Source organism: Xenorhabdus bovienii, assembly GCF_024721015.1.
GTDB lineage: Bacteria > Pseudomonadota > Gammaproteobacteria > Enterobacterales > Enterobacteriaceae > Xenorhabdus > Xenorhabdus bovienii.
On the sequence record NZ_JANAIF010000187.1, the window covers coordinates 1 to 1,775 of the forward strand.

The 1,775-nt window shown below is 33.9% G+C and carries 2 protein-coding genes; both read left to right on the forward strand.

The genetic code is table 11. From position 1 onward, the window contains the following. Positions 1–158: 158 nt before the first annotated feature. Entirely contained in the window at positions 159–566 is a 408-nt protein-coding gene (locus NXS07_RS19790) for a hypothetical protein (protein ID WP_038223105.1), read from the forward strand. A 137-nt stretch (positions 567–703) separates the two neighbouring features. Continuing rightward, complete coding sequence (locus tag NXS07_RS19795) at positions 704–1,705, forward strand: hypothetical protein (protein WP_038223103.1); 1,002 nt, start codon at positions 704–706, stop codon at positions 1,703–1,705. The last annotated feature ends 70 nt before the right edge of the window (positions 1,706–1,775 follow it).

A 1,775-nucleotide genomic window follows, 5' to 3' on the forward strand; every position in this document is an offset into this window, starting at 1 on the left:
GATTAATTTTCATGAGCGCGATCATGATCTGATACAAATGAAAAATCAAGCATCTTCAATGACGACGGATATATGCAAAAGTATATATTGGCAACCTAGTGCGTTATTTAGGTTTTTTAATCCACCTTTAATTTTAATAAATTAAGGCGACATTTAAAATGAGAGATAAATTAAAATCATTAATTCCCATAGTTGCATTGTTTCTATTTTTTATTTCATCAATAACAAAAGCCTCTTCAGTAGAGGATGCACTAAGGTGTAATAGTAGCGAACAATTCACAGGTTATATTACTGGTGTAGCTATGGGATATTATGTTGGCGCAGATGACACAAATACTCGTATTACAATAATGTTTAAAAAAGAGAATGAGAAAAATAAAACTGGAACAGCATTAATGTTACGTAAAGATTATGGTTCAGATGGAGGGCCTGGATTTTTAGCTTTAGCGCAAACAGCTATGCTTACAGGACAAAAAATTAATATAAACTGTAATGGATCATGGGTTGATGGTATATGGATCGGAGAGGGAGCAGATGCGAGTGGCGTGAAAAAAGGATTACCATAACTATCATTAATCATAAACTTGTTAATAACCGCCTTCAGAGGGCGGTAGAAATTTTCCTAATATCAATGTGTCATTATTTTATTTAACAATAATTGACACGAATTTAATTTTTAATTAAAATTGAATAGTGGGATGCCATGAATATAAAAATTTATTTTAAATTTTTATCATCGATGACTACTTTGTTTTTAATGGTTTTTTCTTTTTATTTCATAGGTAGTGCCAAGGCCAGTGAAATTATAAAATATAGAACCAGTATAACACATACCAATCCAGATGGTGATCCTACACTTTATAACCCCGTAGAAACTTATGGAGGAGTGATTCTTTATAACACGCCATCACCTAGTGGAGCTAGCGTTTATGTTGAAATTGATGGACACACTCGACAAATTGATTATACAGATCAGATTGAATTAGCGGTAGATTTTTGGAGGGGAATCGTCCGTGATATATATCCAATGCTAACTATTAGACATATGCGTTCTGGGGAGGAGGCAAATTTTTTAATTGGCTATTCTTCAGCACTAAATATGTTATCAGGAATAGCCGGTCGTGAACCTGCAATATCCTACATACCACACACTGGGCATGTAAACACTCTGGCACTAAGGAATACTAATCTAGCTGGTCAATACGGAATATATGTTGACAATTACCTTGCAGAAATGAATGAGGAACGTATGACTATGATGATGAGAACTTTTAGCGATGTTCATAACAACGGAGAAGCAGTAAAACGATATATGTATATACTACTGGTGCGCCATCTTGGCTATGCTCTTGGTTTTGTTCCAGAAGATTCGAATGTTAATTTATTTGGTAATAATATACCTTGGTATTCTCCAGAAATTTATTTTGTATCACTAAATGATAGTGCAACTCCTAGGCTTATGTATAGAAACAATACATTTGAATATATCGAAGACTTAGTGCGCTTTAATGCTGAAGAGGATGCGTTTAGCATAAATGATATACGTATTTCACCTCAAGAAGAGTTTGTCGCAAGGATGTGTTTAGGAAATGAGTTAAGCATGATACAGACTAAAACCTCCAAATCTTACAATGACATGTGTAGCTCAAAATCAACAAAAGTAACATACACATTAATTGCACGAATAATATCAATTATTAATTAACCTTATATCTTGATTATCACTTTTACAGAGCGATAATCCCCTGACTGATCATCAGGGATGCTGTTGTGAG

Coding starts and splice junctions, on each gene's coding strand:
- NXS07_RS19795 (WP_038223103.1), top strand. CDS start 704: ATGAATATAAAAATTTATTTTAAATTTTTATCATCGATGACTACTTTG.
- NXS07_RS19790 (WP_038223105.1), top strand. CDS start 159: ATGAGAGATAAATTAAAATCATTAATTCCCATAGTTGCATTGTTTCTA.